The sequence below is a fragment of the Rubrivirga sp. genome, assembly GCF_049648075.1.
Lineage (GTDB): Bacteria > Bacteroidota > Rhodothermia > Rhodothermales > Rubricoccaceae > Rubrivirga.
Window position 1 is genome coordinate 1 of record NZ_JBARYR010000095.1, and the last position, 4,868, is coordinate 4,868.

6 protein-coding genes and 3 pseudogenes are annotated in these 4,868 nt (G+C 69.8%); all 9 read right to left on the minus strand.

Annotated features, from left to right (window positions below; translation table 11 throughout):
• Positions 1 to 438 (minus strand): annotated as a pseudogene (locus WBA11_RS02590) (hypothetical protein); the annotation flags it as partial.
• Positions 439 to 555: 117 nt separating this feature from the next.
• Complete coding sequence (locus WBA11_RS02595) at positions 556 to 1,056, minus strand: N-acetyltransferase family protein (protein ID WP_424519166.1); 501 nt, start codon at positions 1,054 to 1,056, stop codon at positions 556 to 558.
• Positions 1,057 to 1,084: 28 nt separating this feature from the next.
• On the minus strand, positions 1,085 to 1,492 hold the full coding sequence (locus tag WBA11_RS02600; RefSeq protein WP_424519167.1) for a hypothetical protein: 408 nt from the start codon (positions 1,490 to 1,492) through the stop codon (positions 1,085 to 1,087).
• A gap of 131 nt (positions 1,493 to 1,623) precedes the next feature.
• On the minus strand, positions 1,624 to 2,151 hold the full coding sequence (locus WBA11_RS02605; RefSeq protein WP_424519168.1) for a DUF5946 family protein: 528 nt from the start codon (positions 2,149 to 2,151) through the stop codon (positions 1,624 to 1,626).
• Between the two features lie 75 nt (positions 2,152 to 2,226).
• A pseudogene (locus WBA11_RS02610) lies at positions 2,227 to 2,578 on the minus strand (nuclear transport factor 2 family protein).
• Between the two features lie 75 nt (positions 2,579 to 2,653).
• A complete protein-coding gene (locus WBA11_RS02615; RefSeq protein ID WP_424519169.1) occupies positions 2,654 to 3,118 on the minus strand; it encodes a VOC family protein in 465 nt (154 codons plus the stop codon).
• Positions 3,119 to 3,141: 23 nt separating this feature from the next.
• On the minus strand, positions 3,142 to 4,119 hold the full coding sequence (locus WBA11_RS02620) for a M43 family zinc metalloprotease (RefSeq protein ID WP_424519170.1): 978 nt from the start codon (positions 4,117 to 4,119) through the stop codon (positions 3,142 to 3,144).
• Between the two features lie 58 nt (positions 4,120 to 4,177).
• Entirely contained in the window at positions 4,178 to 4,483 is a 306-nt protein-coding gene (locus tag WBA11_RS02625; RefSeq protein ID WP_424519171.1) for a hypothetical protein, read from the minus strand.
• 34 nt (positions 4,484 to 4,517) lie between these two features.
• A pseudogene (locus WBA11_RS02630) lies at positions 4,518 to 4,868 on the minus strand (hypothetical protein); the annotation flags it as partial.

Sequence of the window (4,868 nt, forward strand, 5' to 3'; positions counted from 1 at the left end):
GCTCACCACCGTCTCGACGCCCGGCGTCTCGCGGGCGAGAGACCGGAGGAGTCCGACGGCGTCGCGGTTGGCGCGGGCGAGCGCGCGCGGCCCGTAGCCGAGCCCTCGGCCCCAGTCCATGTTGGCGCGCCACGTCGGCGCTTCGAGGACCATCCCCGTCGCGTGCCGCCGAGCGAGGTCGAGATAGGGCCGGTAGTAGGCCCGGAGCTGCTCCCGACCGCCGTCGGCGCCGAGCAGGACGAATGCGGCGAAGGCCGGGAGGTCGATCCCGCGGTGGAAGATGAGGTCCGTCTCCAGCCCCCCGTCGGTGAGAAACGGTCGGGGAGCGGCGAGATGGCGCAAGGTGCCGTGCAACATGGTCGTCGGAGGAGGGACACTCGTCATGACGCGGAACGGCTGCCGAGTCCCAAGGTGCTGGACCGCGCGGTGCTGGCGCACGCGTCGGGGCGCGCGGTACGCGTCACCGGCCGAGGTATGCCGACGGGTCGACGAGCCGGAGCGCGGGGTCGGTCTTGACCGGGTCGCGCAGGATGGGGTCGTGTTCTGAGCCGTACATCACGTGTACCCGGCGTTCCGGTCTGCCAGCGGCAAGAATTCCCGCTCGACCCGGTGCCGTTCGAACGCCACCCCTCCCCTCTCGACGGTCTCCACCTTCGTCACCTCGAACCCGGCGCCGAGGAACACCGGGAGGCTGAACGCGCTGGCCTCGGCATAGGCGTGGTCCATCCCGCCCTCTACGGCCGTCGTGACCGCGGCCGCCAGCAGTCGGCCGCCCAGCCCGCGCCGCTGGTGGTCGCCCCGAACGTAGAGCATCCCGACGCGCCCGTCAGGTTCGAGCGTGCTGAACCCGACGAGCTCACCGCTCTCCTCCGCGACGAACGTCCGCGCTCGGAGCACCGAGCGGTTGAACGCCTCCGCGTCGTCGGACCACGCCGCCCACGCCTCGACTTGGTCAGCCGTGTAATGGGACGGGCCGGCCGAGCGGACGGCGTCGCCGTAGATGCGGGCTAGGTGAGGGATGTCGGCCGGGACCGACGTTCGGATGGGAATGCACATCGGGTCGATGGAGGTCGCTAGGCGCCGTCTACTCGGCACGGGAGAGGAGACGCGCGCCCCACGGGCAGTACACGCCGATGGTCTCAGCCCAATAGTCGAGGTCGGCCTCGACATCGCTTCGGGGACGTCCGTCGCAGACCTCGATGGCGAGGTCGGGGAACGTGACGCTGGCGGGGTCGAGGTGCCACGAGTAGCTGTCGTTGAAACCGCCGTCGCCCCGCACGACGGTCCCGTGGACGACGCCGACGCGGCCGGCCGCCAGCGCGGCCTCAGCATGGTCGACTTGAGCCTCGGTGTCGAGTCCGAGCCGGAACCGCTCGGGGCCGTCGAGAGTGGCCACCTCAACCTCGTAGACGGCGAGCGCGATGGGGTCGGACGAGTCGCAAGCAGCGAGCGCGACGAGGGAGCACGCGATGAAGAGGGAAGAGCGAATCATGACGGCAGGGGAGGTGGGGAGCCGGAAGCGAGGTGCCTCCACTTCTCGTGACGCGACAACCGAGAGATCTCCCAAGCCACCCCGCTCCCTCACGTCGTCTTCGCGATCCGGTACGGCGTTGAGGTGGCGTGTCACGACCGGCGGACGCCGAAGGCCTCTGGAGAGGCGGTCTCGGTCCACGCCACGACCTGCCCGTGGTACTCCTGCCACGCCTCCCAAGCGCTCCGCGCCCACGCCCGGACGGCTCGGGCGTGACTCTCAACCGAGGTAGCGAGGACGACGTCCGCGACCGTGACGTCTCCGCGCGAGGCAGGCGGTACGAGCCACGGGTACGGCCCGCGCTCGACCGCTCGGCCGATCAGGCGCGTCGCGGCCTCTGGCGAGAGCCCTCGGTCCAGGACCGCGTAGAGGCTCAGGAGGTGAACGGCGACGGACTGCGCCGTCTGGGGCGAGGGCTGACCGGGATGCTGGGCGGCGTAGGCGTCGACGGTCAGCCGGTGCACAGCAAAGTGCCCAGGGCTCCCATACTCCCGAGCCAGGACCTCACCGTAGGCGGCCCAGCACCCCGGGGACGACTCCAGGTAGCGGTGGACCGGGCCGGTGCCGTCGGGGAAGAGCCCTCCGCAGCCGGGGCACGGGACGAGGAGCGGATCAATCATGGAATCGGGTGGCCGCAGGCGTGCGTGTGGCCGACCGACCTGCCACTCCGGTCGACGCGGCGTTATCGGGCGACATCACAACTGGGAGACTGGCAACCCGTGCAGACGCAGGAACGGAGATCGTGCCCCAATACCCACGCTGGAACGCGATCTGGCCATTGACGACGTGGAAGAACCCGCTTCCCTGTAAGCCGAGCGGGTCGCACCACTCGAGGATCGCCCACTTCCCGTCTTTGAACAGGTTTTCGACGACGCACGTCATCTGAGCCCCGGCGAACTCGCGCTCAAACATGGCCCGTATCGCGGGCCGACCCTTGACCGGCAGCTCGGCCACCTGGTGGTTGACGGCGTCGGCTGCGTAGAGCGAGGCCAGTCGGCCCGCGGCGAACGCGGCGACCCAGGCTTCGGCAGCTTCCGTTGGAAGCATCGGAGTATCCATCAAGCGAGTAGGTGGAGTCGCGCGTGTCTCGAATCGGTCGCGGACGTCCGGCGCAGGGGAGCGTTACGGTTTTGGGTCCGGGGTGTCGGGGGCTCCTGCCATTACGCGATTGAAGTCGAGGGGTTTGAGGGGTCCCTGCGTGAACGTGAGTTGGAAGCCGTCGGGGTCGGCGACGGTGCACTCGCGGGCGTTCCACGGCTTGTCCTCGGGCTCGGAGAGGATCTGCGCGCCGTGCTGGCGGGCGCGCTCGGCGACGGCGTCCACAGTCCCGTCCGTGACGGCGAACGTGAGCGTCACGCCTCTCCCCTTCTCCCCGGGACCTGGGGAGTCCGAGTCAGAGCGGAGCAGCAGGTCGGCATAGCGCGTCCAGCGGAGGTGCGATAGGGAGACGAGGCCGTCCGGGTTGGCCATCGTGAAGACGTCCTGGAAGCCTAGCGCATCCTGGTACCACGACGCCGAGTGGGCCGGGTCGGCGACCTCGAGGACGGGGAACGACGGCATGGGATAGATGTCGGGAGCTGCGGGCATGGGAGTCGAGGAGGGTATGAGGATCAACGGGTCGATGCGATGGCGGAGTCGGGAGCGGCCAAGCCTGGCGAGTTCGCGAGCGTCCGTCGGCGCGGGCTGTGCTCCAGCACGTGGTGCATCCGCGAGACCTGGTCGGCGGTGAACGTGCTCATGCAGCGGTCGGCGGTCCAGTTCATATAGTTCTCCACCATCACCGGCTGGCCGCTGCAGCCGGTGGGCGCGGGCGACGGACACCCCGTAAGCGGAGTTGACTGAGCCGGCGTGTCCAAGCAGTGGTCGTTCGCGTCGCAATTCCCTCCGCCCCAGGGGTGGAGCAGCCCGAGGTAGTGCCCGACCTCGTGCGTGAGCGTCCGCCCGAGGTTGTACTCGGAGTCGAGCGACGACGCCCCGAAGTGGGCCGAGTTGACGAGCACGCCCTCGGCCTGGAACGGCTCGCCGACGAGCAGGTGGTCGGCACCGGGGAGATCGGTCTCGGGCCCGGTCGCCAGCCCCAGGACGACGTCGACGGTAGACGGCGGGAGCGGCATGGTCCAGACGTTGAGGTAGTGCTCCGGGGGCCAGTACCCGTAGAAGGCGAAGCGGTCAAACAGGCCGTTCCCCTCTACCGGGTTGTCGACCTCAGTCGCGTTGACGCGCACGATCCCGGTCGTCGCCGTCCCATCCGGGGCCGTCCGGGCTAGCACGAACTCGACGCGCGCGTCGGCGCCGTCCGGATGCGTGTTGAAGCCTCGCGTGCCCTCGCGACGGCGATAGTCGTCGTTGAGGCCTTCGATCTGCCCCTCGATGCGCGCGAGGGAGAGGTTGTGACCGACGCCGACCGGTTCGCCGTGGTGGACGACGTGGACCACGACCGCGATCCGGTACACGCCGTCGTGAAGAGACGGAGGCGGCTCGGGGTCGCTGACGTTGTCGCACGACACCGCCGCCGCCGACAGGGAGACGACGAGCGCCACGGCTACGAGCGCGCGCACGCTGGAAAGGGTCGAGGGCGCGTGGGTCACGGGTGGAAGGGCGTCGTGGGCGGAGATAGAGGTCAAGAGGCCGAGGCTGTGGGCCTCGTCATGCGCTGGGCCAGGTCCACCCGCGGAGCGCGTAGTAGCGCTTGCGTGGCGTCGCTCGCAGCGCGTCAATGCCGTTGCGTCGGCACCACGCGAGGTGAAACAGGAGGCCGGCTGAAACGAATAGCGTGGGCACCCAGAGCGCCCCGTGCCCCACGACCGGAACGAGCCCGAGCGTGAGGGCGGCGATGACCGTCCACTTCAGGATCTTCCTCCACGGCGGCGTCTCGGCCTCGAACGGGGCCAGCACCGAGGTGCCGACCAGGTGAAGGGCGAGGAGGACGCCGAGTTCGAGTTCGATTCCCATGAGACGGAGAAGCGAGGGTGAGGAGATGGGCCAGTCAGCGAACTGGCGTGACCGTCACGTCGGCGACGTGGGCCACCGTCCCGGGGCCGACCCACAGAGCGAGCCCGCCTTCTGCAGGCGCATGCTTGAGGTCGACGACGAGCGTGGGCTCCGGCGCCCCGTGGACGAAGAGCCGCGCCCGCTCGCCGTCGAGCTCGACGCGGACCTGGGTCCACGCGCCCGCTTCGAGGTCGACGTAGGCCTCGTACCGGAACGGCTCCTCGGTGCGCAACCGCCGCCAGCCCCACTTGGGCGAGGCGATGTACTGGGTCGCGTGGTTGCGGAGCGCCTGGCTTTGGGCGCGGCCATTCGTCGGGCGGAGGTAGATCGCCTCGAAGCGCTCGGC